Annotated in this window: 22 protein-coding genes and 1 pseudogene; 14 read left to right on the top strand and 9 right to left on the bottom strand. The window is 62.8% G+C overall.

Features of this window, described 5'->3' with window-relative positions; all coding sequences use genetic code 11:
* Nucleotides 1-310: 310 nt before the first annotated feature.
* Both A3CW_RS0133260 and A3CW_RS0133255 read left to right on the top strand, forming a co-directional pair.
* On the top strand, nucleotides 311-1,009 hold the full coding sequence (locus tag A3CW_RS0133260; RefSeq protein ID WP_028207423.1) for an SDR family oxidoreductase: 699 nt from the start codon (nucleotides 311-313) through the stop codon (nucleotides 1,007-1,009).
* Nucleotides 1,010-1,165: 156 nt separating this feature from the next.
* On the top strand, nucleotides 1,166-2,242 hold the full coding sequence (locus tag A3CW_RS0133255) for an alkene reductase (RefSeq protein WP_028207422.1): 1,077 nt from the start codon (nucleotides 1,166-1,168) through the stop codon (nucleotides 2,240-2,242).
* 57 nt (nucleotides 2,243-2,299) lie between these two features.
* On the opposite strand, the gene A3CW_RS0133250 is transcribed toward A3CW_RS0133255, so the two are convergent.
* The 4 genes and pseudogenes from A3CW_RS0133250 to A3CW_RS0133240 form a co-directional block, all read right to left on the bottom strand.
* A complete protein-coding gene (locus tag A3CW_RS0133250) occupies nucleotides 2,300-2,653 on the bottom strand; it encodes a hypothetical protein (protein WP_028207421.1) in 354 nt (117 codons plus the stop codon).
* Between the two features lie 31 nt (nucleotides 2,654-2,684).
* Nucleotides 2,685-3,242, bottom strand: a complete 558-nt coding sequence (locus A3CW_RS0133245) for a hypothetical protein (protein WP_028207420.1) — start codon at nucleotides 3,240-3,242, stop codon at nucleotides 2,685-2,687.
* Between the two features lie 151 nt (nucleotides 3,243-3,393).
* Nucleotides 3,394-3,471, bottom strand: a pseudogene (aroE, locus tag A3CW_RS54030) (shikimate dehydrogenase); the annotation flags it as partial.
* Nucleotides 3,461-4,528: a purine-nucleoside phosphorylase gene (locus A3CW_RS0133240; protein ID WP_028207419.1), complete on the bottom strand. Its 1,068-nt coding sequence runs from the start codon at nucleotides 4,526-4,528 to the stop codon at nucleotides 3,461-3,463. The pseudogene aroE and the gene A3CW_RS0133240, both read right to left, overlap by 11 nt.
* Before the next feature lie 55 nt (nucleotides 4,529-4,583).
* Here A3CW_RS0133240 and A3CW_RS0133235 point away from each other — a divergent pair, with 55 nt between their 5' ends.
* The gene (locus A3CW_RS0133235) at nucleotides 4,584-6,161 is read left to right on the top strand and encodes a metallophosphoesterase family protein (RefSeq protein WP_245623812.1); all 1,578 of its coding nucleotides are present in this window, start codon (nucleotides 4,584-4,586) and stop codon (nucleotides 6,159-6,161) included.
* Between the two features lie 1,956 nt (nucleotides 6,162-8,117).
* Here A3CW_RS0133235 and A3CW_RS0133225 read toward each other — a convergent pair.
* Nucleotides 8,118-9,125: an AraC family transcriptional regulator gene (locus tag A3CW_RS0133225; protein WP_245623811.1), complete on the bottom strand. Its 1,008-nt coding sequence runs from the start codon at nucleotides 9,123-9,125 to the stop codon at nucleotides 8,118-8,120.
* Nucleotides 9,126-9,164: 39 nt separating this feature from the next.
* On the opposite strand from A3CW_RS0133225, the gene A3CW_RS0133220 reads away from it, so the two are divergent.
* On the top strand, nucleotides 9,165-9,716 hold the full coding sequence (locus A3CW_RS0133220) for a 4-hydroxylaminobenzoate lyase (RefSeq protein WP_028207416.1): 552 nt from the start codon (nucleotides 9,165-9,167) through the stop codon (nucleotides 9,714-9,716).
* 350 nt (nucleotides 9,717-10,066) lie between these two features.
* Here A3CW_RS0133220 and A3CW_RS0133210 read toward each other — a convergent pair whose 3' ends face one another.
* Both A3CW_RS0133210 and A3CW_RS0133205 read right to left on the bottom strand, forming a co-directional pair.
* A complete protein-coding gene (locus A3CW_RS0133210; protein ID WP_028207414.1) occupies nucleotides 10,067-10,501 on the bottom strand; it encodes a PaaI family thioesterase in 435 nt (144 codons plus the stop codon).
* A 19-nt stretch (nucleotides 10,502-10,520) separates the two neighbouring features.
* A complete protein-coding gene (locus A3CW_RS0133205; RefSeq protein WP_028207413.1) occupies nucleotides 10,521-11,138 on the bottom strand; it encodes a TetR/AcrR family transcriptional regulator in 618 nt (205 codons plus the stop codon).
* A 245-nt stretch (nucleotides 11,139-11,383) separates the two neighbouring features.
* Between A3CW_RS0133205 and A3CW_RS0133200 the strand changes: the two genes are divergently transcribed.
* Together A3CW_RS0133200 and A3CW_RS0133195 are read left to right on the top strand one after the other, a co-directional pair.
* Complete coding sequence (locus tag A3CW_RS0133200; protein ID WP_028207412.1) at nucleotides 11,384-12,493, top strand: alkene reductase; 1,110 nt, start codon at nucleotides 11,384-11,386, stop codon at nucleotides 12,491-12,493.
* A gap of 84 nt (nucleotides 12,494-12,577) precedes the next feature.
* Nucleotides 12,578-13,228 carry an NAD(P)-dependent oxidoreductase gene (locus tag A3CW_RS0133195; protein WP_028207411.1) on the top strand — a complete coding sequence of 217 codons (651 nt, stop codon included), beginning with the start codon at nucleotides 12,578-12,580 and terminating at the stop codon, nucleotides 13,226-13,228.
* A 139-nt stretch (nucleotides 13,229-13,367) separates the two neighbouring features.
* Here the strand turns inward: A3CW_RS0133195 and A3CW_RS0133190 are convergent, their stop codons facing one another.
* A complete protein-coding gene (locus A3CW_RS0133190; protein ID WP_028207410.1) occupies nucleotides 13,368-13,961 on the bottom strand; it encodes a TetR/AcrR family transcriptional regulator in 594 nt (197 codons plus the stop codon).
* A gap of 124 nt (nucleotides 13,962-14,085) precedes the next feature.
* Between A3CW_RS0133190 and A3CW_RS0133185 the strand changes: the two genes are divergently transcribed.
* The gene (locus tag A3CW_RS0133185; RefSeq protein WP_028207409.1) at nucleotides 14,086-14,511 is read left to right on the top strand and encodes a tautomerase family protein; all 426 of its coding nucleotides are present in this window, start codon (nucleotides 14,086-14,088) and stop codon (nucleotides 14,509-14,511) included.
* A 153-nt stretch (nucleotides 14,512-14,664) separates the two neighbouring features.
* Nucleotides 14,665-14,973 (top strand): DUF4148 domain-containing protein, encoded by a 309-nt coding sequence (locus A3CW_RS0133180; protein WP_028207408.1) that lies wholly within the window; start codon nucleotides 14,665-14,667, stop codon nucleotides 14,971-14,973.
* A 24-nt stretch (nucleotides 14,974-14,997) separates the two neighbouring features.
* On the opposite strand, the gene A3CW_RS0133175 is transcribed toward A3CW_RS0133180, so the two are convergent.
* Nucleotides 14,998-15,831, bottom strand: coding sequence for an oxidoreductase (locus A3CW_RS0133175; RefSeq protein ID WP_028207407.1), 834 nt, complete (start codon nucleotides 15,829-15,831; stop codon nucleotides 14,998-15,000).
* Nucleotides 15,832-15,925: 94 nt separating this feature from the next.
* On the opposite strand from A3CW_RS0133175, the gene A3CW_RS0133170 reads away from it, so the two are divergent.
* The 6 genes from A3CW_RS0133170 to arfA all read left to right on the top strand — a co-directional run bounded on the left by A3CW_RS0133170 (nucleotide 15,926) and on the right by arfA (nucleotide 23,428).
* A complete protein-coding gene (locus tag A3CW_RS0133170) occupies nucleotides 15,926-16,897 on the top strand; it encodes an AraC family transcriptional regulator (protein WP_028207406.1) in 972 nt (323 codons plus the stop codon).
* A gap of 623 nt (nucleotides 16,898-17,520) precedes the next feature.
* Nucleotides 17,521-18,609, top strand: a complete 1,089-nt coding sequence (locus A3CW_RS0133165; RefSeq protein ID WP_028207405.1) for an ABC transporter ATP-binding protein — start codon at nucleotides 17,521-17,523, stop codon at nucleotides 18,607-18,609.
* Nucleotides 18,599-19,525, top strand: coding sequence for a carbohydrate ABC transporter permease (locus tag A3CW_RS0133160; protein ID WP_028207404.1), 927 nt, complete (start codon nucleotides 18,599-18,601; stop codon nucleotides 19,523-19,525). Before A3CW_RS0133165 ends, A3CW_RS0133160 begins: the two co-directional genes overlap by 11 nt.
* Entirely contained in the window at nucleotides 19,522-20,385 is an 864-nt protein-coding gene (locus A3CW_RS0133155; RefSeq protein ID WP_035514681.1) for a carbohydrate ABC transporter permease, read from the top strand. Before A3CW_RS0133160 ends, A3CW_RS0133155 begins: the two co-directional genes overlap by 4 nt.
* A 125-nt stretch (nucleotides 20,386-20,510) precedes the next feature.
* Entirely contained in the window at nucleotides 20,511-21,842 is a 1,332-nt protein-coding gene (locus A3CW_RS0133150) for an extracellular solute-binding protein (RefSeq protein ID WP_028207402.1), read from the top strand.
* Nucleotides 21,843-21,916: 74 nt separating this feature from the next.
* Nucleotides 21,917-23,428 (top strand): arabinosylfuranosidase ArfA, encoded by a 1,512-nt coding sequence (arfA, locus tag A3CW_RS0133145; RefSeq protein WP_028207401.1) that lies wholly within the window; start codon nucleotides 21,917-21,919, stop codon nucleotides 23,426-23,428.
* Nucleotides 23,429-23,439 lie beyond the last annotated feature (11 nt).

Below are 23,439 nucleotides of genomic sequence, written 5' to 3'. Positions count from 1 at the left end.
CGCATCGATTGAAAAACACAATGTCGATCACCATTGACATGCCCGCGTTACGTCGACACAATGCGCCATAAGACGATGGTGATCGACATTGAGATGAGTGTAGCCGACTTTCGCGCACAACGCGAAGCCACGTCGGCGCGGCACGGATGACTGTCGAGGTCCATCGCGGCCGTTGATGCCGGCGGCCGGCGGATGTCGACGCCGTTCGGCGGCGCAACGGTTCAGTACGCAATGGCAGGTATGTTTTCAGCGGATCTCACGCGCGCGGCGAAGCGGCGCACATGCGATTCATCATGCGAAAGGATGAAATATGAAGATCGAAGGTGCTGTTGTTTTCGTGACGGGCGCGAACCGCGGGCTTGGCCTTGAGTTCGCAAAACAGGCGCTCGAAAGGGGCGCGCGCAAGGTCTATGCTGGCGCGCGCGATCCGGCCAGCGTGACGCTGCCGGGCGTCGTGCCCGTGAAGCTCGACGTAACCGATCCGGCGGCCGTGGCCGCTGCCGCCGATGCGGCGCGCGACGTCACGCTTCTGATCAACAACGCGGGCATCGCGCGGCTCGGCAGCCTGACGGACGACGGCGCGCTCGACGCCTTGCGCGATCACTTCGAAACCAACGTGTTTGGGGTGCTGGCGATGTCGCGGGCGTTCGCGGGCAACCTCGCCGGCAACGGCGGCGGGACGATTCTGAACGTGCTGTCGGTTGCGAGCTGGATAAACCGGCCAATCCTCGCCGCTTACGGCGTGTCGAAGTCGGCCGCATGGGCGGTGACCAACGGCCTGCGTCATTCGCTGCGCGATCAGCAGACGCAGGTTGTCGGGCTGCATGCCGGGTTTATCGATACGGATTTGACGCGCGGACTGGAAGTGCCGAAGGCAACGCCGGCCGACGTCGTGCGTCAGGCATACGACGCGATCGAGGCAGGTGCGGAGGAAGTGTCCACTGACGAGTTCACGCGGGAGGTGAAGGCCGGGCTGTCGGCAGGCGTCTACCTCGACACGCCGCACTGAAGGCGCTGGAGCGCCCGCTTGTCGTGCGCGTTCGCACGCGACGGGCAGGCCTGCCGGTCAGGCCATGAGCCCAACGATGCCGTAGATGCCCGTGCTGGCGGTTGCCAGCCGGGCAGCACGATCAGTATCACCCCAGTGCGTAAGGTAAGCCCGCCAATGTCTACACTCTTCGACCCCATCCAGATTGGTGCGCTAAAGATGGCGAACCGCATCGTCATGTCACCGCTCACTCGCATGCGGGCGTTCGACGAGCGCAGCCCGGGTCCGCTCAACGCGCGACACTATGCGCTGCGCGCAAGTGCAGGCCTGATCGTTACCGAAGCCACTTCGGTCACGCCTCAGGGTGTTGGCTACCCCCATACGCCGGGCATCTGGACGGAAAAACAGGTCGCGGGCTGGAAGCAGGTAACCTCGGCCGTTCACGCAGCCGGCGGCGTGATCGTCTCCCAGCTCTGGCACGTCGGGCGAGTCTCCGATCCCGTCTTCCACGACGGCGAGCCTCCCGTGGCGCCAAGCGCCGTGGCGGCGCAAGGCCACGTCTCCCGCCTGCGTCCGCAGCGGCCCTTCACCGTGCCACGCGCGCTGCGGACCGAGGAGATTCCCGGCATCGTCGAAGATTTTCGGGTGGGTGCGGCAAACGCCAGGCGCGCTGGCTTTGACGGAGTCGAACTGCACGCCGCGAACGGCTACCTGTTCGATCAATTTCTGCACGACGGATCGAACCAGCGTACCGACCGCTACGGCGGTTCGATCGAGAACCGCGCGCGCTTCCTTCTCGAAGCACTCGATGCCGTGCTCACTGTTTGGCCGGCCGACCGCGTCGGCGTGCATCTGAATCTGATGTCCAGTTCACACTCGATGCATGATTCGAATCCGCGTGCGCTGTTCCGATATGTCGCCCAGCAACTCGGCGCGCGCAACATCGCGTTCATCTTCGCGCGAGAGGGCCTCGATCGCGGCGAAGAGCGAATTGGCCGCGACGTAAGGCAGAACTTCAAGGGGGCCTACATTCTCAATGAAGGGCTGACAAAGGAAAGCGCACAGGCCGCGATTGATCGCGGCGAAGCGGACGCCGCAGCGTTCGGGCGCGCCTTTATCGCCAATCCTGATCTCGTCGAGCGCTTTAGACGCGACGCGCCGCTCAATGCCGTCAACGCGGAGACGATCTATACGGACGACGCAACCGGATATAACGACTATCCGTTGCTTGACGACGCCACCGTGAGCCTATGACCGACTCGGGGAAGATCCCGGCCGTGGGCCGAAAGTCACGAATTGGCTGCGCGCGCGTTAGCCGATGCCGGCCGACTTTTTGATGACTTCAGCGAGGAGAGCGACGCCCAGATCCCTGGCGGCGTCGAGGCTCCACCGGCCGACCTTCTTCAGCGCTTCGAACACGCCGGTCTTGTCCCCGGCCTGAGCGGCCTTTTCCGCCTGGGCGACCTGACCAAGCTCGACAAAATCGTCGGCCGATGCCGCCTTGGACTGCAGCGCCTGCCGCAGGGAAGCGAGTTGCTCAGCCAGCGAGTGCAGTTCGCCGTCGGCCATTGCCTCGACCATGTTGACCTGCACGTTGACGTCGTGAATGTCGTTGAAGTCGCCTATCGAAACCACGGCGCCCTTGACTTCGGTGGTCTTGTTCACTGTCTCGCTCCTTCTTCCTTTGGGAACGCCGTCACTTACCCGGCCCGGGCTTGCGCGAGGCGCGGGCAGCCAGTGGTCGCTCATGTCCGGCGCTGATGTCCGTGCCCGAAATCGTGTTCTGGTTGCCGATCGAGCCGACCGGCCCGTTCACGATGATGATCGGCCTGTCGCCGCCGTGCCCCGAACCGCGCTCTTCGGTGCGCACGTCGTACGTGACCTCGCGGGTCTGCACCTTGGCAATGCCGGCTTCGGCGAGTTCCTTTCGCACGGCCTGGGAATTCATGATTTGCAGCAGGACGACCTTCACCAGATCCGGATCGGGCTGCGTGCTGGAATCCACTTCCACCATCGTCGCCTTACCGTCTGCTGAATGCTCGACGCGCACGAACAGCTTGAAACATCCATAGGCGCCGCCGACAACCGTCAGTTCGAGGCCGTAGTCCGCCTTCATCATCGAGCGCAGTCTTTCGAATGCGTCGCGATCGAACCTGGCGGGCGAGCGCAGAGAGACAAAAGTGATGACATTCGTCCAGTCATTCGGGACCAGACTGTCGCGACGGGCGACGGCCTCGAGCACGGCGGTAAGCAAACCTGCATCGGATGGAGGCATCGGTCACCTGTCGGAAAAGTGTCCCGTGTGATCACCGAAGTCTAGTAGGTGGGACGGCGCCTGGAAAGCGGTGCTGCCTGCCGGCAAAACGCAGGAGACCCCAAGCCGCCGTCGACGGTCGCACGCCGCATCACCATGCAAACGCTTCGGCGGCGTGCTCGACCAGCATGCCCACGCCGTCCGCAACACCGTGCGCGCTAGCGCTGCGGTACGCCGTTGCGCCACTCGCCCCAATGCGTGACGATGTCCTGCACTAGCGGATTGCCCGCGAGGAACAAATTGTCGATCGCGATCGTGAAGCCGCCTTGCGACGCGTAGTTGAGCAGATTATCCGCGCTCGACTGGCCCGCGTACGGCCGGTCGAAATCCGAGCCGGCGCGCAGCACCGCCACACGGTTCAGGTCGACGCGATGCACGTTCGCCGCACGCGTCAGCGCCTCGAAAGTGGCGTTGTCTTCCTGCTGCGTCGTGCAATAGGTGCCCTTGCCGTCGGTCAGGATCTTCGTCCATTGCCGCGCCCGCTCGCCGAGGTCGGTGCCCGACCACCAGGTATCGCCCGCCAGCGTGTCGCACTGGATCACGGTCGGCGGACGGTTTGCGGGTGCATAGCTGTATTTGGCACGGGCGGCCTGCGCCTGGGCGTCGTCGGTCAGCGTCACGTTGCGAGACAGCGCGAACGCCGCGTTCGTGAGCGCCGGATTCAGCTGGAACACTTCGGTGCGATAGTCGAGCGGCGGCTTCTGGGTCGGGCCCGTCGTGTTGATGCCGAGATAGCCAGTGTTCCAGCCCGGCGGAATTTCGCGTCCGTCGATCTCCCACTGAATGCCGAAGTCGACGAGCCAGTTCGCCCAGGCAGCGGAACCGACGGTCCCCTGAAGCGGATCGATACCGGCGATGCCCGCCACCATGAAGTAGGTATGGCGCAGGTCGAAACGCGGCGAGAACGTCAGCGCCATGATCGACGCGGCGGCGTTCGCGTGCCCCATGCCTGTCGTCATCACGCAGACATCCTGGCGGTTGCAGTGCACGGCAGGGTAATCAGGGGACAGACCCGCGACGGTGATGTCCTGCCACGGTCCGAGATGATCCAGCCACACCTGCCCTTCCGGACCGAACATCGAAATGATCATTACCTTGACCGCCCGGCCATGCGACGCGCCGTCGTCCTGCGCGAAGCTGTCGTCGGCATGCGCGATGGCTGGTGCAGCGGCCGCGCCGGCCACGAGCAACGATGAAATCACTGCGCCAAAAGCACGATTTAGCATAATAGGTCCCACCCGTTATGTAAGAACCGCGGTTGCGAAACGTGAATCGCGTGCCGTGTTGTCGACTGGCGTCGTGTTTTTTTTCGGCGTGCAGCGTGGGACCTGGGCGCGAACCATTCAGGCGAGAGTGAGTATAAGCGGAGAAAAAAATCTCCTGTTACGACCTGCAACGACTACGACTGAACCTCTCCTCCAAGCCACCGTCTCACCCGGAGCATTCGGCAGGGACCACGTCGATCAAGCCCGGTCCCACTTTTTTATCCACGATTGGAGGAAATGGAACATGCCAAAGAAGCGCTCAGTTCGAACGTCAACCAGCAGTGGCAGCGGCCGCGTTCTCGCCGCCCCCGTCTTCTCGCAGCCGCAGCCTACGCCAGATCCGCAAACCTTCATCGTCAGGCACGCATCCGATGTGGCGGCCTACAGGATGATCGACGAACTCAACCGCGAGCACAAACTCAAGGCCCTTGCGTTTCCCGCGCCGCGCGGCGGCGTCGAGCCCCGCCTGACACTCGCTGACGTGATCGACAACGATCAGACCATCCTCGATCAGATCAACGCGAACGGACAGATCGTTTTTCACTCGACGGGCGATTGCGGCAGTACCCGCAGCCCGAAAACGCAGAACGAAGTGTCCGACAAGATGGTCAGCGACTTCGACGAAACCGATCCTGCCGAAGTGCCGCAATTCAATTTTCTGCTGGGCGACATCGTCTACAGCTTCGGCGAAGCGCAGTACTACTACGATCAGTTCTACGAGCCCTATCGCGACTATCACGCGCCGATCCTCGCTGTAGCCGGCAATCATGACGGGATGATCTCGCCTTTGCAGCACGAAAAGAGTCTGCAGGCGTTTCTGCGAAACTTCTGCTCCGACTGCTTTCAGGTCTCGCCCGATGCGGGCAACCTTTCACGTACTGCGCAAATTCAACCTGGCGTTTTCTTTACATTCGAAGCGCCGTTCGTGCGCATCATCGCGTTGTATAGCAATACGCTCGAAGATCCAGGGGTGATTTCGAATAGCGACATCGGCAGTAGCCAGCTGAAGTTTCTCAAGGCGGCGTTGACGCGGGTGAAAAAGGAAGGCTACACGGGCGCACTACTGTTCGCGCATCATCATCCGCCGTATGTCGCGCGCGGACGTCACGGCTGGAGTGTCGAGATGCAGCAGCAGATCGATGCGATCTGCGAAGAGGTGGGCGTATGGCCCCATGCCGATCTTGCGGGCCACGCGCACAACTATCAGCGCTTCACACGCACACGTCCGGACGGCACCCACATTCCGTACATCGTGTGCGGCAACGGCGGACACAACGTACAGCGACTGACCACCAACGGCCAGCCGCCGCTTCGTGCACCGCAGCTGATCCAGGCCGCAACGAAGAGCACCGATGCCGTGGTCATCGAGAACTACGACGACCAGAATTACGGCTATTTGCGCATCCTCGCGAACGACACCCAGTTGCGCATCGAATATCACGCTGCCGTCGATGGACCCTATACCAAGGCGCCCGACGATCAGGTGACCGTCGACCTGAGCACCCGCCAGCTTTCCCACTACGTGGCCCGCAATTCGGGCATACCCGCGCTGGCCACGCGCATCCGTGAATATGCGCAAAGCGGGAAGCCCTGACGCTGATCGGGACGTCAGTACCGGTGCAGTACGAATCAGGTGACGTGTTGAACCCTGAGGAATTCGGTGGCTCGCATCCACGAGTTCCTCTTCTCCGCTCTCTGGATTCTGCGCACGGATCATGCTTTCCCGGAGGTTGATAAAGACTCTTATTCAAGTCCGGCATTCGACACGGTTCCCACGCATGACGTGTGGTCGGATCCGTACGTGACGCCTGGAGACTTTTCCGATGCCAATTTTTCAAAATGCCGTCGGTGAAAAACGCGCAACCGTACAAGGGAACGCCGGGTCATCCCGCCTGCATCGGGCGATGCATCGCGTTGTTCGTAGTTCTCCTTAGTAGAATCGATTCCCCCGCTCGCCGTGGCACATCGTATGCGCGAGGCAGCTGTTGGCGTACGCGCAGAATTTGAGCGCTGCACCGGCGCACTTTCGAAGCGGTTTGTACGAGGAAAGGGGCGGACGATGAACCGAGCGACGAAACACACGGCGACATGGGTGGTGATGTTAGCGCTGTCCGGTGCGGCTTATGCAGCAGCAGGCGGCAACGGTGGCGGTGGCAATGGTGGCGGTGGCGGCCACGGTGGGGGCGCGGGCGGCAATGGCGGTGGCAACGGCAACGGCGGCCACGGTGCGGGCGTCGGTGCGGGCGTCGGTGCAGGTGTGGGTGGGAACGGCGCGGGCGTCGGTGCAGGTGTCGGCGCAGGTGTGGGTGGCAACGGCGCAGGCGTCGGTGCGGGTGTCGGCGCTGGTGTGGGTGGCAACGGCGCAGGCGTCGGTGCGGGTGTCGGCGCAGGTGTGGGTGGCAACGGTGCGGGTGTGGGAGCGGGTGCGGGCTCCGGCGGCAACGGTGCCGGTTCAGGCGGCAACGGTGCGGGCTCGGGGGGCAGCGGTTCCGGCTCCGGTGGCGCCGGTGCCGGTTCGGGTAGCGGCGGCGCAGGTTCGGGTGGCAGTGGCGCCGGCTCGGGAGGGAGCGGCGCCGGTTCGGGTGGCAGTGGTGCGGGTTCGGGAGGGGGCGGCCATGGTGCCGGTAGTTCTGGTGCCGGTAGTTCCGGCGCAGGTAGCTCTGGCGCAGGTAGCTCTGGCACAGGTAGCTCTGGCACAGGTAGCTCCGGCACAGGTAGCTCCGGCACAGGTAGCTCCGGCACAGGTAGCTCTGGCACAGGCAGTTCGGGCACCGGTAGCGCAGGTGCAGGCGCCGCCGGCGGAGGTAACGCGAGTGCAGGCGGCCCTGGCGTGGCATCGGCCAGCGCCCTGGGAAGCAGGTTCGCCCGGTTGCGCATGAGGCAGAACGTGGTCGTGGTAATGCCCCGCACCGCGCCTGGTGCGAACTCCATAGCGCGCGCCGCGCCGGCAACATACAGCCAACCGAGGGTAACGGGTGCGGGCGGCAGCACAAACGCCCCGGCGTCGACTACCTCGGATACCGGCTACGGCCCGCCAGGCGTCATCGGCACGGGGACCGGCTCTCGCGGTACGGCGGCCGCCATACCGGTCAGCAGCGACTACATCCCGCCGGGTGACATCGGCCCGCGTGTCGGTTCGGGCCCCTGGGGCGGCTTCGCCGTGGATACGGGCGGCATTGAACCACCGATCCTGACCCCCAACGGGCCGGTCAGGTGATCAAGGGCGGCTGCCACGCGGAACCGCTGCAGCAACGCGTTGGCACCCGTCCCGGCGCGGGTTTGCGAACCGTTTGCCCGGGTTCCCCGTTTTGATCGGCAGAGGGTCATCTTCGCCCTACTCGCCCGGATCAACGCCGCGTGCACGACGGACGTCACGCGCAAACGCGTCCATGATCGCAAGACGATCCGCGCTGTCGAGTGCGGATCCCCCGAGTCCAGCGGCACATGACCAGGAGAAATGACGAAGACTCACCCGGACGGACCAGGCTGCGGATCGGGCCATCGCGCAGGCCGCCGCTATCGACGCCAGGAGCCTGCCTGCCGGATGCATTCAAACCTTGCTTCGCACTTGCGAGCGATACCGGCTGGGGCTCTGACCAAACATCCTTTTGAAAGTCGAACTAAACGTGGTCTCCGATGCGTAGCCAACGGCGGCGGCGATGCTCGCGAGATTATCGTTGCCCGTCTTCAAGGCATCTCTTGCGATCGTCATGCGCCAGCGGATCAGATATTCCAATGGAGGCAATCCCACGAGGTCTTTAAAGCGCTCGATGAAGGCGGTGCGTGACATGCCGACTTTCGACGCCAGTTCGGCCACCTTCCACCGACGAGCCATGTCCTCATGCACCATCTTTAGCGCGGCGCCGATCCTTGGATCCGACAACGCGCCTAGCCAGCCGGTGGACCCCGAACTCGCGGCCAGATGCGCGCGCAGGATGTTCACGAGCACGATATTTGCGAGGCTGCCCGCCATCGCCGCCGTGCCAGGCCGCACTGATTCTGTCTCTGTCCTGATCAATTCGAGGGCCGCACGCAGCGATCTGGCATCCGGAGAATCCGCGGAAACGAGCACGAGCGGGGGCAAGATATTGAGCAGCAGGCCGCTCATGTCTCCGTCGAATTCGAACGTCCCCCCGACGCTTATCGTGCGCGTGTCTCCCCGTCCATAGCGAACGATCCCGTCCGCATCCAGGTGACTGGCAAACATCTTGTCTCCGTCCTGCATTTTCACGGCGGGGTCACTGGCAAAACAGTAGGGCGATCCGTCCGTGAACAGACAGAAGTCCCCCTCCTCCATCTTCGCGGGCGTGGTGACGCCTTCGATCCATACCCATCGGGCGCCCTTGATGACACCACCGAATTTCACATGACGATAGGCGGGAAATCTCAGGGCCCACGGACCGGCTGCCTCAAAGCGGGCCGAGAGCACGCTTTTGACTTTCAGCAGCGAGAACACATCGGAAAGTGGGTCCATGTGAAATTTGTACGATGCAATAGGAAATCCGATCGATTGATTATGGATTGAACGTACGTCATCAGCAAGAATGGCGGCTCCCATCCACTGCCGCCACCGATGCACACAGGAGCGAGGTCCAGAATGTCTCAGAGCCAATTCGCAACCACCCGGGACGAACTCGTCGCACGCTTTATCCCCTTGCTGCAGGAGATCAAGGACATGACCGCGGGCACCGAGGTCGAGCAATGGCTGAATACGAAATATGGCGTTGAAAGCGCGTTGTACAGGGACCTGTCGCGACTGATTATCGCCGGCGTGAATGAAGGCTGGGCGGCCGACATCGAGGTCGCCGGTCCGCGCTATCGTCGCTCACGAGTCGTCGTGCCGAGCGCGGAGACGCTCTTCTTCAGCGCCACGGCGGTGCTGCTGGACAGCACGGACAATACCCAGAACAACCCGGAAGGCAGCTTGCGCGCCGACGACCATTTGCACCCCTATGGCGAGATCAATCTGGTGGTGCCGCTCAATGAAGGCGCTGCGCTCGCGGGTCCGAACGGCTGGTGTTATGGCGGCTGGACAGCACCCGCGCCGGGCAGCCATCACTTTCCTGAAGTCAAGGGCGGTGCCGTCGTCTCGCTCACTTTTCTGCCGGCTGGACGGATTGCCTTCGACGTCGAGCCGCCGCGGCATTGAAGTGTCCTTTCCGGGAGCCAATGTGGGCACCGGCTACAGGCTAAAAGAGAACACGCCGTCCAGCGCGCCAGGCAATACCGTCAACACGATCGCTGTCGGCAATACCCTCTTCTTTCGCGCTTCCCATTCGAGTAGCCGGGCAGACGCCTCACGTCGAGTCACGCCCCTCAGGGCAAATGGCTCACTTTCTATGGCTTCCTTCATTTTCTTGATGTGCACGCACAAACTTGCATGGGAGACCAGCGCGAAAGTGCCGATCACGCCGACGATGTGGCGGCAGCAGGCACGCCTGCTGATGGCACTGGAGCGCCTTGCGACCGGTCAGAGCGTTCTGGCTGTCGCTACGTTTCCTACCCTCTCTTCAAGAAACAGGTTGCGGTAGCAGTCGCGAACAGCTTTCCATCGGAAGACTTCAACGTACCCTCCGAGGTCGCGATGTTTCGCGAGATGTGGACCGAGCGAGCCTCGGCCACCAGATCCTGATCAATCGGCACGGGGCGCAACATCTTCACCTGCAGATCGATCGTGCCGTATCCGACGCCCGCCTCCAGCATCGAATGAACAGCGCAGCCCGTTGCGGAGTCAAGTACGGTTGCCGCGAAACCGCCGTGAACGCCGCCCAGAGGATTGAGATGTTGTTTCCCTGCGCGGGCTGAAAGCTTCACATACCCGGGATCGACGTCCAGAAACGTCATGGGTACGGTCTCTGCCATCGCCGAACGCGGCAGGTCGCCGGCCACGACTGCACGCAGCAAATCGAGTCCGCTCATTTCAAGTGGGTTCATTTTTGTCTCTTACGCTGCGTCAAGCCAGAACCGATCGGAAGACAACTTCCATGAACTCATACAGCGGGGCGTCGCTTTGCTCCGCGCGCATGCGTAACAGTGCGCCCTCCCAGCTGTTCAACATGAATTGGGCGAGCAACGGCGCGGGCAGTCGCGTGCCGATCGCCCCCGTCGCCTGAGCTTCAGCAACGCAGTTCTCGAAGAGAGCGGCCCATGTCCTGAAATGCGTTGCGAGCCGCTCACGGATCAATGCGCTGTGATCGGCGACCTCGAGGCTGAGGTTTCCCATCAGGCAACCTCGCAGATAGCCACCCGCCCGATAACCGCGAATCCGCTCGTCGAAATAGGTATGCAAGCGCACGAGTGGCGGCATGCTCTCGTTGGTCAGGAGTGCACGCAGTTCGCCGTGGCTTCGCTCGAAATAAGCGTCGACCACTTCGCCCCCAAAGTCCTCCTTGCTATCGAAGTGGTTATAAAAGGACCCCTTGGGCACTTTGGCCGCATCGACGATTTCCTTGATACCCGTCGCGGCGTAGCCGGAATCGTGCAGCAATCGGACTCCTGCTCGAAGCAGATCGTCGCGGGTAAGTACGTTGGGCTTGGGGCCTCGGCGGGCCGGGGTCGTCTTCGATTCCATCGGCGCAGCTTCCATCAAATATAAATGACCGGTCGTCTTCAATTTTAACCATCCCGAACCGGCTGTCAAGCACTACGGGAATTCGGGTGCACATCCCATTGATCCGACCTCGTTGACTAATTTAAGACGACCGGTCATAATTAATTTAGCAGTTTCCACCCGATGCGCCTCGACTGCACCGGCCCTGAAATTTCCGTTCGGATTTGCGCCACCTGTTGCCGAACGAACGTGCGAAGGATTCTCTGATGCCCCCCTTATCGCTCTTCACACCGCTTGAAGTCGGACGCTACGAGCTGGCCCATCGTGTCGTGATGCCCCCGCTCACGCGCATGCGCGCTGGCGCCGGGAATGTTCCGAACCCGCTCGCGCCCGAGTACTACGGCCAACGCGCTACCGAGGGCGGCCTCCTCATTGCCGAAGCCACGCAAGTCAGCCCCGATGGGCAGGGTTATCCGGCGACCCCTGGCATTCATTCCGAAGAGCAAGTGGCTGGCTGGCGGAAAGTGACCGACGCAGTACATGCCAAGGGAGGCGTCATCTTTCTGCAGCTGTGGCATACGGGGCGCTCGTCGCATTCGAGCTTCCAGCCGAATGGCGAGCTTCCTGTTGCACCGTCGGCGATTGCGATCACCGATCAAACTGCGCTGACCCCGGAGTGGAAGCCAGTGCCTTACGAGACGCCGCGTGCACTTGAGCTGGCCGAGATTCCCGGGATCATCGAGGCCTGGCGCGAAGGCGCGCGCGATGCCATGGCGGCCGGGTTCGACGGTGTGGAGATTCACGGCGCGAACGGCTATCTGCTGCAGCAGTTTCTGGACGATCGCTCGAACAAGCGCACCGACATCTACGGCGGATCGGTAGAGAACCGGGCCCGGCTGCTCATCGAGGTAACGCAAGCGTTGATCGAGATCTGGGGCGCCGATCGCGTCGGCGTTCGCCTGTCACCGTTCGGCACCTACAACGACGTGGGCGATTCCGATCCGGTCGGGCTTTACGGGTATGTGCTGACACGCCTGAACAAACTCGGTATCGCCTACGTCAGCCTGATCGAGGCGCGCACGAGCGCCGGAATGGAGATCGACACCCCGCAGGAGATCAGCCAGCTCCGCCCCTACTGGCCAGGGACGCTGATCCTCGCCGGCGGATTCACAGCGGAGTCAGCGGACAAGGCCATCCAGGCGGGGCTCGCCGACGCGGTGGCATTCGGCAGGCAGTTCATCGCGAATCCCGACCTGCCTGCGCGGCTCAGGCTGGGTGCGCCGCTCAACCGCTATGACCGCGCGACGTTCTATGGCGGCGGCGCAGCGGGCTATGTCGATTACCCGGCGCTGGAGACCACGGGTCATACGGAGTAGCGCGGAGCCCCACGGTGCCCCCCGGCATCGCGGGCCACATAGCCATTCAACCAACGAAATGCCAATCATCAAGGAATCTTGAACATGAAAGTCGTCGTTCTCGCCGCCACAGGTCAGGTCGGCCGCACGGTTCTCAGCGAACTGATCAGCCGCGGGCATCAAGTCACGGCCGTCGCACGCAACCCGGACAAGCTTCCCAGAAGCATCAATCGCGCGCGCGATGATCTCAGTAGTGCAGATCGAATTGCGGAGATCATCGCCGGGGCCGATGGCGTAGTCAGCGCCTTCGGACCTCCGAAGGACGACGCACGTTTTTTCAGCGATGTGAGTTACACGGATCAATTGGCCGACGTGACCGAGCGGGCGATTGCCGCGGTTCGCAAGGCCGGCGTTGCGCGCCTCATCATGGCAGGCGGTTGCGGCTCGCTCTGGTTCTCGCCCGGCGTAACGGTGCTTGATTCGGGTCACTGGCCGGAGAAATTGGTTTCGATCGCAACTTCCCATATCAAGGCTTTCGCGGCGTTGAGAGCCTCGGATATCAACTGGACGTACTTCAGCCCGCCGATGCGGATTGATCCGGGCGTGCGCACGGGCAAGTTCCGCCTTGGCGGCGATGACCTCCTCGTGGACGAACAGGGCAGGAGCTGGGTCTCGTTTGAGGACTACGCCGTTGCGCTGGTCGACGAACTGGAACAGCCTGCACACGAGCGCGCGCGCTTCACGGTCGGCTACTAGGCAATCCGCGTTCGGGTGTCGTGCCGGCGCCCGAACGCATTGCCGTGCTGCCGACGACGCAACTGGCGCGTCGGCCTTCTTCGTCTGCTGCTGGTGGGCGAACGGCCTCTAGGGCAAGTGTCCCCGCTTCCGCGTAACCTCAGCCTTGCTTGCGCGGCGCCGAAGTCAGCGCAACCGCCGAGCGCTCGACGGCGTCGGCGATCCGCTTCGACAGCGCCGGATCCGGCACCGCCCGCGCCAGCGTGACTCCGCCCGACAACATCGCAAGCAGCGCGATCGCCTTGTCGTCGCGCGCCGCGCCGGCTTCGTCGGGTAGCCCCGCCGAGACCTCCTCGATCAAGCGGCGCAGCTCCGCCTCATAGGCTTCGCGAGTCTCGCCGTCGGCGCGAACCATCTCGGGTGAAAAGCTCGGCAGCGCGCAGCTTTCGCCGATGTCGCAAGTGCGCTTCGGGCCCAGATAGAAGCCAATGAACGTCTTGAGCCAGCGTTTGCCGCGGCTCGCTTTCAGATCGGCGACGGCGAGCCGCAACTGTTCCATGCCAGCCAGAACCACCGTGCGGAACGCCTCGCCCTTCGATTTGAAGTGCCCGTAGAACGCGCCGTTGGTGACGCCCGCCTCCTTCGTCAGGCCGTCGATGCCGGAACCGCCGTAGCCGTCGCGGCGGAACAGGCGGCTCGCTGCATCGACGATGCGTTTGCGGGTTTCGTTCTTGTGCTCGGCGGTATAACGCATCGGAATCTCACATTCGGAGCGATCGCTCTTTTTTCTTGCTTAAAGAGCAACCAGTGTCTATACATAGAGAGCAGTTGCTACATATATACCACTAACCGCAGTCACTGACACGTGAGGATCTGACATGCCTATCACGCTGACCGTATCCGAAGGAGTGCTGTCCACCGAGGCCGAAGCCCATACGTTCGCCGCCTTGACGCAGGCGCTGTTGAGTGTCGCGCAGCTCGAAGGCAACGCGTTCATGACGCCCAATGTGATCGGAACGCTGAACGTCATACCGGCCGCACGCGTGTTCTCGGCCGGCAAGCCAGCGGCCGCGGCGTTCGTCGAACTCACGCTGCCGCAGATCGCGCTTGCGACGCCCGAGGCCAAACAGGCTTTCACCGAAAAGGCGACCGCGATCCTCGAACGTGCGGCCGGCGGGCGGCTGACGCGGGACCACATCTGGACCAACATCGTCTATGCGGCGGACGGTTCCTGGGGCATCGCGGGCCGCGCCCACAGCAACGCGGACCTCGTCGAGGCGATACAGGGAGCGGCGATCGAGTGAACCAGGCGCACGCGTTCCACTGACTCCCGGCTTTCTTCACTTTCGAGTGCGCCTGTTCCGGCGACTGGCCTAAGGCAAAATAGACGCGGAAGTCACGCGCGACGGGCGGCATCGTACCGCTCGTCGCGCCAATCAGACGCGTGGAGATGCGCTATGGAAAGCCGCCCGAAAAACCGCACGACGCTGACTGCGCTGGCGCTCCTGCTGGCTGGATGTGCCGCCGGCGGCGTGCCGCAAAGCGGGTCACATCTGAGTCCAATGGAGTGCCGTGACCTCGCCGCGCTCAGGAGCAACGCGCCTCCGACGATGGCACAACACCAAAGCGAGGTTGCGGCGCTAAGGAAGGCCGGCTACGACCCGTCACCATGGAACGACCCGTACTACCCCGAGGATCTTCAGGCGGCGCAGCGCGTGGTCGACCATTGGTTCGCAACGGAGTGCCAGCAGTTTCAAGCCGGGTGAGAAGCCCCGTCACGCCTGTGCTCCTCAGCCGTCAGTCGAGACCGTCACGCTCTCCCAGGCACGGATTTCGTCTTCCAACGTCGACAGCTTGTCCCTCACGAGCCCGAGTGCATCGCTACCTAGCAAAAGATGCGCGGGAGGGTGGTCCGCGGCGATTGCGGCAAGCATCGCGCGCGCTGCCTTTTGGGGATCGCCCAATTGCTTGCCGCTTTTCTCCTCGCGCGCTTTGCGGATAGGATCGAAGTTCGCGTCGTAATCCGGGATCGAACGGGGCGTTCGTCGCATCGAGCGGCCGGCCCAGTCGGTGCGGAAGGAGCCAGGCGCAACGGCTGTCACGGCGATACCGAAAGGTTTGACCTCCTTACCAAGCGCCTCGGAGATGCCCTCCAGGGCGAACTTGCTACCGCAGTAATAGCTGATGCCCGGCATGGTGATATAGCCGCCCATCGACGTGATGTTCAGAATGTGGCCACGTCTGCGCGCACGCATGAACGGCAGAACCGCCTTCATCATGGCGACCGCGCCAAACACGTTGACGTCGAACTGTCTGCGCATTTCGGCCAGGGGCGATTCTTCCATGACGCCTTCGTGCCCGTAGCCAGCATTGTTGACCAACACATCGACCGGCCCGACGCTCGCCTCGATTTCCTCGACGATACCGTCGATCGCGTCGAAGTCGGTCACATCGAGCACGCGTGCGAATGCGGCATTTGCAGAGAGAGACTCGAACTCGCGCTTCTTCTCGAGACTTCTCACGGTACCGACGACTTTGTGGCCTGCCGCAACCGCCTCTTGCGCTAGCGCGCGACCAAAGCCGCTGCTCACGCCAGTGATGAGCAGAATTTTGCTGGACTCCATTGAAGCTTCTCCCGAATGTGGTCTGGTGAGTGCATACTAGTCTGAAGAGCGGAGCGAACCAAGCGAAATTCCGCTATTTTTCTTGCCTAAAACTATGAGCACGAAGCGGGCCTCTACCCACAATCCTGACCTCTCGTCGCGCAGCCGCAAGCGCATCATTGCCTTGCTTCGCGCGTTGGCGCCCGAGGAGGGCTACAACCTCACCGCGCTGCCGGGCGTCCGTATCCTGCGTTCGAACCGGCCGCTGTCACGCACGCCGGTGCTCTACGACCCCGGCATCGTGATCGTTTGCCAGGGGCGCAAGCGAGGTTATTTCGGCGACCGTCTCTACCTGTACGATGAACAGCACTATCTGGCCGTGTCCGTGCCAGTTCCGTTCAGCATGGAAACCGACGCAACTGCGGAGCGTCCGTTGCTTGCGCTCTACCTGCATCTCGATTTCACGCTGGCCGCCGAACTGGCGGTACAGATCGATCGCGAAGGCGTAGCGGAGCGCGTGCAAGCGCCTCAAAGCATGATGTCGACGCCGATGGATGACGCGATGCAGGTCTCGTTGCTGCGCTTGCTCGAGGCGATGCATCGGCCCCTCGAAGCCGCCGTATTGGGCCCGTGCCTGCTGCGCGAACTCTATTTCCGGGTGCTCACCGGCGCACAAGGCAGCTCGATGCGCGAGGCTTTAGCGATGCGAGGTCAGTTCGGCCGGATAGGCAGATCGCTACGCCTGATCCACGCCGGCTACGCGCAGCCACTGGACGTGATGCAGTTGGCGCAAGAAGCGGGAATGAGCGTGCCGAGCTTCCATAGCCACTTCAAGGCGATCACCCAGGTCTCGCCGATGCAGTACGTGAAGTCGACGCGTTTGCATCAGGCTCGCCTGTTGATGGTCCGGCAGGACCTGACCGCGGAGGCGGCGAGCCTCGCGGTGGGCTACACGAGTGCGTCCCAGTTCAGCAGGGAGTTCAAAAGACTCTTTGGCCTCACGCCTGCAGCGGAAACGAAGCGGATACGCGCAAGCTTTGCCATTCCGGAGCCGTTTGCGGATGCGATATATGTTTCGTCGCACTGAGTCTGGCGCACTTCGGGTTGACGTTAGAACGCCGCCCACCGCTATCTTGCTTCCACCCCGACCGGTGGCAGTTCGGGCGCGTCGAGCCCCGCGAATGGATCCTTCCAGGCGGGAATCTCCATGAGCCGCGCGTGCCAGGCTTGGCTCTACAATCCAACCGTACTTCAAATCCGAATGGAAAAATAGCGAGACTCGTATTGAATCAGGATACCGAATCAATTACCACCCGATCCGTGTCCCCGCTTTGCGCTGCCACTCACACCGACATTTCACCCACCCTCCCCGTTCTGATAGGTGTGGACTGCCGCGGTAAGCGCTACAGTCTGCATTGAGGGTGCCCCCCGCGTCCTCTCTTAGTGTCTCCTCAAACCTCTTGCCCGCCTCGTGCGGGTATTTTTTTGTCTCGCTAACGCATTGCGCCTCCCGCGCATAAGCGATACGGAATTACCAGGCAATCCTCTCCATCCCATCTTGCGTAATCGCCCCATTGATGTAATGCGCATAAAACCCATTATTTGGGATACCAGAGGATCAGTGTTTACACGAATGGGTTAGAGCATCGCTCTTTTCATAATATCAACGCACTAAAAGCGGCGGTACGAGACTACTCCACAGGAGGCACCGTGACGGGCATCCGACTGAGCGGCGTAACGAAGCGGTATGGCGAAACCGAGGTGATCACCGGCCTCGACCTCGACATTCAATCCGGTGAGTTCCTTGTCTTCCTCGGCCCTTCGGGGTGCGGGAAATCCACCTTGCTGCGCATGATCGCCGGGCTCGAAACAGTGAGCGACGGCCAGATCAGCATTGGCGAGCGGCGCGTGAACGACCAGCCGCCGGGCAAGCGCGGCGTGGCGATGGTGTTCCAGCACTACGCGCTCTACCCGCACATGACCGTGTACGACAACATGGCGTTCGGCCTGCGCAATACGGGCGTGAGCGCGGGAGAAGTCGACCAGCGCATCAACGAGGCCGCGCGCATGCTTGAACTCGGCCCGCTGCTGCAGCGACGTCCCGCCCAGCTTTCGGGCGGCCAGCGCCAACGCGTCGCCATCGGCCGCGCCGTCGTCAAGGAACCCGAAGCCTTTCTCTTCGACGAGCCGCTCTCCAACCTCGACGCCGCGTTGCGCACCCGCACGCGCCTCGAGCTCGCGCGCATTCATCAGCGCCTGCATTCCACCATGGTGTTCGTCACGCACGATCAGGTGGAAGCCATGACGCTCGCCACGCGCATCGTCGTCATGAACCGCGGGCGCATCGAGCAGATCGGCGCACCGCTCGACATCTACAAGCGGCCCGCCACGCGCTTCGTCGCGGGTTTCATCGGCACGCCCGCCATGAACTTTATCGATGTCGAGCGCGTTGGCGACAACGGAGGCCGGCTGATCGTCGCCCTGCCGTTCGACGGCGTAGAGGCGCCCACCGCCATTGCCGCGGCGAGCTTGCCAGCAGGCAAGCTCACGCTGGGCGTGCGCGCCGAACACGTGCTGCTGGACCCGCAAGGGCCGCTGGTCGGCCGCGCCGAAGTCATCGAACGGCTAGGCGACCGCTCGCTCGCGCATGTGAGCATGCCCAACGGTCAATTGCTCGTGGCCGAGTTGCCGCGCGCACGCGAACTCGAAATCGAGACTGGCGACACCATCCGCATGAGTCTCGATGCGGCGCACCTGCATGTATTCGATGAAACCGGCAAGGCCTGGCATGGCCTCTAACCGCTCGCTTGCCATGCCGCTGCCGGAAACGCGCGAGGGCCGCCGGCGCAACCTGCGCGCGCCGTGGTCCAACGCGCTGTTCGTGCTGCCGTTCGTGATCGTCTACGTGCTGTTGCTGATCGTCCCGTTGTGCTTTGGCTGGTGGCTCAGCCTGCAGCGCGTGGACCTGCTCGCCGGCACGAGCGAATTCATCGGCATTCGCAACTATCTCGATCTCACCCTCGACCCGATCTTCCGCGGCGCCCTGCGCAACACGTTCTACTTCGTCATTCTCACGGTTCCTGTCTTCGTGCTGCTCGGCCTCGCGCTCGCGCTGGCGCTGAACCGGCCCGGGCGCTTCGGCGCCGCGCTGCGCGCGCTTTTTTTCGGCTCATCCGTGTTATCGGTCACAATCGTCACGCTGGTCTGGAAGCTCGTGATGATGCCCGGCAACGGCCTGCTCGCCGACCTGAGCCACGCGCTCCATTTGCCGGAATTCGTCCCGCTGATGCACGAGGCCACCGCGCTGCCCGCTATCGCCGTCGTCACGGTCTGGTGGATCATGGGCCTGCCGATGATGCTGTTCCTGGCCGCGCTCCAGCAGATTCCGCAGGAGCTTTACGAGGCCGCGGCGCTCGACAACGCCTCGCGCTGGCGCACGTTCACCAAGATCACGCTGCCTTCCATCTGGCGCACCGTTGCGCTCGTGGCGGTGATCGAAGCGGTGCTGCAGTTTCAGTTGTTCGGCCAGGCCCAGTTGCTCACGGACGGCGGCCCCAACAATTCCACGCGCCCGCTCGTGCAATTCATCTACGAAACCGGCTTCCGCCAATGGTCGTTCGGCTATTCCGCAGCGGCGGCGCAAGTGCTGTTCGCGCTGATGCTGATCGGCGTGGTTGCGCAGGCCTGGCTTCTGCGCAAGAAGGAGAAGGCATGAGCACGCTCGCTTTCGAAACCCGCTCGCGCGGCTCGCTGACGGGCCGCATGGGCGACCGCCTGATGCTCGGCGCCGTGGTCGTGCTCGCGCTTTTCTGGATCACACCGCTCGTCTGGGTGCTGTGCCTCTCGTTCAAGCCGAATGCGTTTCTCGAACAGCACACCGACGTGCTCTTTTCGCCGCCCTTCACGCTGCAGAACTACACGAACATCCTCAACACCTCGGCAGTGGGCGGGTGGCTCGTCAACAGCCTCATCGTTTCGATCGGCCAGACGCTGCTCACGCTCGTAATCGCCTCGCTCGCGGGCTATGGCTTTGCGCGCACCGAGTTTCCCGGCAAACGCTATATCTATGTGCTTTGCCTGTGCGGACTCGCCGTGCCGGAGCAGGCGCTCGTGATTCCGCTGCACCACATCTTCGCCACGCTCGACTGGCACAACACCTACGGCGCGCTGATTCTGCCGCGCCTCGCCTCGCCGTTCGGCGTGTATCTGATGACGCAGTACTTCAAGGCCGTGCCCATCGAGATCGAAGAGGCCGCCTTGCTCGACAATGCCTCGCGCTTCAAGGTGTTCTGGCGCGTCGTGCTGCCGCTTTCGCTGCCGGCGCAGGCGACGCTCGCCATCTTCACGTTTCTCGGTGCGTGGAACGACTATCTCTGGCCCCTCGTTTCCGCGTCGAAGCCCGAGATGTACACGCTGACGATCGGGCTCGCCTCCACGCAAGGCAATTTCGCGCAGTCCGAGGGCATCGGCTACCTCATGGCGCAGGCCGTCTTCGCCGGCTTGCCCATCTTCGTGCTGTATCTGTTCTTCCAGAAGTACATCGTGGCGGCCGTGGCCGGCACCGCAGTCCGGTAGGTGGCGACCCCGAAACACACATCGGCCAGCAGCGCCCGGTTTCCGTTTGATTCGCAGTACAAACAAAATGATCCACTGGGAGCGCGTGAACAGCGCGCCAGCGGGGTCTTGCACAGGAGAGAGACATGAGAAGATCGTTGATGCGCGGCGTACTCACGCTTGCTGCGCTCGGCCTTGCGGTGACCTTGACGGCGCCGGCCCAGGCCAAAACGGAAATCACGCTGTCACGCTTTTTCGGCGCCTGCGACGCCGAATACGGCAAGGTCAACGACGTGAGCCAGGCCTCGGGCGAGTGCGGCATCATCACGACGCTCGTGAACCAGTTCAACGCGACGAACAAGGAAGACATCGTCGTCAAGCCGCAGATCATCGAGTGGGCGCCCTACTATACGCAGATCGACGCGCGCATTCTGAGCCGCGACGTGCCGACCATCTCGGTCATGCACGAGTCCGTGCTGGGCGACTACGTGAAGCGCAATCTGGTCGAACCGCTCGACGACGGCTTCAAGTCGGTCGGCGTGGACAAGGGCGATTTCACGACCCAGGCGCACCGCGCCGTGACGTTCGGCGACAAAACCTATGCGCTGCCGTTCGACACGCATTCGTGGCTCTGGCACATCGACGTGAACCTGTTCAAGAAAGCGGGACTCGTCGACGCGAGCGGCAAGCCCATCCTGCCGAAGACGCCCGACGAACTGCTCGCTCAGGCGAAGCAGTTCAAGGACAAAACGGGCCTGCCCTACTTCGCCGTGCCGATCGCCAACGAATCGGCCGCGCAAACGCGCACGTTCGACACGTGGGTCTATCAGCAGAACGGTACGCTGTTCCCCAATGGCCCGACGAAGATCGACATGGACACGCCGGCCGCCACCAATGCGCTCACGCTCTACGACAAGCTCATGAAGGCGAGCGCGATCACGCCGGGGCTCGACTACGGCGCGGCCAACCAGGCCTTCGAAAACGGCAAGGCGGGCGTGCTCATGTGCGGCACGTGGATGATCGAGGACTTCACGAATCTCGCGAAGAAGGCAGACTCACCGCTTGCCAACGGCTACGACGTGGTGCCGTTCCCGAATCTGTATCAGAAGAAAGCGGTGTGGGCCGACGGCCACTCGTGGGTCATGCTCAAGGGTGGCGCAAAGGACGAAAAGACGCGCCACGCCGCACTCGTGTTCCTCAAGTTCCTCTACGACCACGACGGCGACTGGGCCCGCACTGGCCATCTGCCCGCGCGGCAGTCGATCATCACGAGCGCCACGTTCAACGCGCTGCCGCATCGCGCGGAAATCAAGGAGATCTCCACCACCGGTTACGCACTGCCGAACACCGTGCCGCGCCAGTTCGCGATCCAGCAGATCGTGGGCGAAGAGATCAGCAACATGCTCTCGACGGGCAAGTCGGTCGCCGACGTGCAGAAGCAAGCCGAACAACGCACCAACGCCCTGCTCGCACGATAACGCCACCGGAGGTCCGCGCCCGCCCGGCGCGGCCGCCTCACTTCACACAGCTACAGGATGGATAGAGGAACACCATGATCGCTTCCCGCCTCATCGTCGATCGCGACTTCGTCATTTCCGAGCTCGACCGGCGCCTCTTCGGCGTCTTCGTCGAGCATATGGGCCGCTGCGTCTACACCGGCATTTTCGAGCCCGGCCATCCGGACGCCGACGAGCGCGGTTACCGCAAGGACGTGATGGCGCTCACGCGCGAACTCGGCCCGACGATCGTGCGTTACCCGGGCGGCAATTTCCTCTCGGGCTACAACTGGGAAGACGGCGTGGGCCCGCGCGAAAAGCGCCCGCGCCGCCTCGATCTTGCGTGGTACTCCACCGAAACCAACCAGTTCGGCACGAATGAATTCATCGAATGGTGCCGCTCGCTCGACATCGAGCCCATGTACGGCGTGAACCTCGGCACGCGCGGTCCCGACGAGGCGCGCCGCTTCGTCGAATATTGCAATCATCCGGGCGGCACGGCGCTCTCCGACCTGCGCCGCGAGCACGGCTATGAACAGCCCCACGACATCAAGTTCTGGTGTCTCGGCAACGAAATGGACGGCCCGTGGCAGATCTGCCGCAAGACTGCCGAAGAATACGGACGTGCCGCGCTCGAAACGGCCAAGCTCATGCGCTCGGTCGACCCCACCATCCAGCTCGCCGCGTGCGGCTCCTCCACGCATGAAATGCCCACCTATGGCGCGTGGGAGGACCGCGTGCTCGACCATTGCTTCGAGCAGGTCGATTTCATTTCGCTACATACTTACTTCGAGAACCGGCGCGACTCGACCGCGGAATTCTTCGGCAACATCGAAGTGATGGACCTGTTCATCAAGGAAATCGTCTCGGTGGCGGACAGCGTGGCCGCGCGCAAGCATTCGTCCAAACGCATCATGCTTTCATTCGACGAATGGAACGTCTGGTACAAGGCGCGCACCATCAACGACCTGCGCAAGCCGGGCTGGCCCGAGGCGCCGCGGCTCATCGAGGAGGTCTACAACCACGAAGACGCGCTCTTGGTGGGCGGCGCGCTCATCACCATGATGAACAACTCGGACCGCGTGAAAACCGCCTGTCTCGCGCAACTCGTCAACGTGATCGGGCCGATCATGACGGAGCCCGGCGGCCGCGCGTGGCGCCAGACCATCTTCCATCCGTTCGCGCAGGCCTCGAAATTCGGCCATGGCCGCGTGCTCAAGCCGGTGATCGATTCGCCCACCTATGAAGCGGAAACCTTTCCGGAGATCCCCTATCTTTGCGCAGCGGTGGTGGACGATCGCGCCACCGGCACGACGACCCTCTTCGCGCTCAACCGCCACCTGAGCGACGAAATGGAACTCGATGTCGAGCTGCGCGGACTCGGCAAGGAACGTACGCTCGATCACGCGCTCGAGTTGTATCATGCCAACATGAAAGCGGTGAACACGGTGGAGGCGCCAACGACGGTGGCGCCTGCAGTCAACAGCGCCGTGTCGGTCGAGGGGGAACGCGTGCGCGCGAAGCTCAAACCGGGCTCGTGGAACGTGATTGTGACGACCGCCCGATAACACAGCACGGA

Source organism: Paraburkholderia nodosa DSM 21604 (assembly GCF_000519185.1).
Taxonomy (GTDB): domain Bacteria; phylum Pseudomonadota; class Gammaproteobacteria; order Burkholderiales; family Burkholderiaceae; genus Paraburkholderia; species Paraburkholderia nodosa.
Note: the sequence above shows the minus strand (reverse complement) of the source record. Positions and strands in the feature narration are given on the sequence as shown.

Coding starts and splice junctions, on each gene's coding strand:
- A3CW_RS0133260 (WP_028207423.1), top strand. CDS start 311: ATGAAGATCGAAGGTGCTGTTGTTTTCGTGACGGGCGCGAACCGCGGG.
- A3CW_RS0133255 (WP_028207422.1), top strand. CDS start 1,166: ATGTCTACACTCTTCGACCCCATCCAGATTGGTGCGCTAAAGATGGCG.
- A3CW_RS0133240 (WP_028207419.1), bottom strand. CDS start 4,528: ATGCTAAATCGTGCTTTTGGCGCAGTGATTTCATCGTTGCTCGTGGCC.
- A3CW_RS0133225 (WP_245623811.1), bottom strand. CDS start 9,125: ATGGGAGCCGCCATTCTTGCTGATGACGTACGTTCAATCCATAATCAA.
- A3CW_RS0133220 (WP_028207416.1), top strand. CDS start 9,165: ATGTCTCAGAGCCAATTCGCAACCACCCGGGACGAACTCGTCGCACGC.
- A3CW_RS0133210 (WP_028207414.1), bottom strand. CDS start 10,501: ATGAACCCACTTGAAATGAGCGGACTCGATTTGCTGCGTGCAGTCGTG.
- A3CW_RS0133205 (WP_028207413.1), bottom strand. CDS start 11,138: ATGGAATCGAAGACGACCCCGGCCCGCCGAGGCCCCAAGCCCAACGTA.
- A3CW_RS0133200 (WP_028207412.1), top strand. CDS start 11,384: ATGCCCCCCTTATCGCTCTTCACACCGCTTGAAGTCGGACGCTACGAG.
- A3CW_RS0133195 (WP_028207411.1), top strand. CDS start 12,578: ATGAAAGTCGTCGTTCTCGCCGCCACAGGTCAGGTCGGCCGCACGGTT.
- A3CW_RS0133190 (WP_028207410.1), bottom strand. CDS start 13,961: ATGCGTTATACCGCCGAGCACAAGAACGAAACCCGCAAACGCATCGTC.
- A3CW_RS0133185 (WP_028207409.1), top strand. CDS start 14,086: ATGCCTATCACGCTGACCGTATCCGAAGGAGTGCTGTCCACCGAGGCC.
- A3CW_RS0133180 (WP_028207408.1), top strand. CDS start 14,665: ATGGAAAGCCGCCCGAAAAACCGCACGACGCTGACTGCGCTGGCGCTC.
- A3CW_RS0133175 (WP_028207407.1), bottom strand. CDS start 15,831: ATGGAGTCCAGCAAAATTCTGCTCATCACTGGCGTGAGCAGCGGCTTT.
- A3CW_RS0133170 (WP_028207406.1), top strand. CDS start 15,926: ATGAGCACGAAGCGGGCCTCTACCCACAATCCTGACCTCTCGTCGCGC.
- A3CW_RS0133160 (WP_028207404.1), top strand. CDS start 18,599: ATGGCCTCTAACCGCTCGCTTGCCATGCCGCTGCCGGAAACGCGCGAG.
- A3CW_RS0133155 (WP_035514681.1), top strand. CDS start 19,522: ATGAGCACGCTCGCTTTCGAAACCCGCTCGCGCGGCTCGCTGACGGGC.
- A3CW_RS0133150 (WP_028207402.1), top strand. CDS start 20,511: ATGAGAAGATCGTTGATGCGCGGCGTACTCACGCTTGCTGCGCTCGGC.
- arfA (WP_028207401.1), top strand. CDS start 21,917: ATGATCGCTTCCCGCCTCATCGTCGATCGCGACTTCGTCATTTCCGAG.